This is a genomic window from Streptomyces endocoffeicus (assembly GCF_016741935.1).
Classification (GTDB): domain Bacteria; phylum Actinomycetota; class Actinomycetes; order Streptomycetales; family Streptomycetaceae; genus Streptomyces; species Streptomyces endocoffeicus.
Genome location: NZ_JAERRG010000235.1, coordinates 1 through 351, shown reverse-complemented (window position 1 = coordinate 351; position 351 = coordinate 1). Strand labels below are relative to the sequence as shown.

General features: G+C 68.4%; 1 protein-coding gene. It reads right to left on the bottom strand.

The annotated features are described in order from the left end of the window. Positions 1 to 290, bottom strand: a 290-nt coding sequence (locus tag JK364_RS54760; protein ID WP_307841750.1) for a condensation domain-containing protein, incomplete at its 3' end; no start/stop codon positions are given. Positions 291 to 351: the final 61 nt, after the last annotated feature.

Below are 351 nucleotides of genomic sequence, written 5' to 3'. Positions count from 1 at the left end.
CTCTCCCCGCCCGGCCGCTCGTACAAGGCGAACAGATCCCGCACCACCAGCGGAGTGGACCAACCGTCCAGCAGGATGTGGTGATTCGTCATCACCAACCGGAAACGCTCCTCCCCCAAGCGGAACAACGCGAACCGCAGCAACGGCGGGCGCGCCAGATCGAAACGGTCGACCCGGTCCTCCGCCAGCCACCGCTCGAAGACGCCCTCCGCCTCCGCCTCCCCCAGACCCCGCAGATCCTCCTCCCGCCACGGCACCCGCACCCCACCGGACACCACCTGAACCGGCACCGACACACCCTCATGCACAAACCCCGCACCCACATGCGGATACCGCCGCAACAACCCCTCC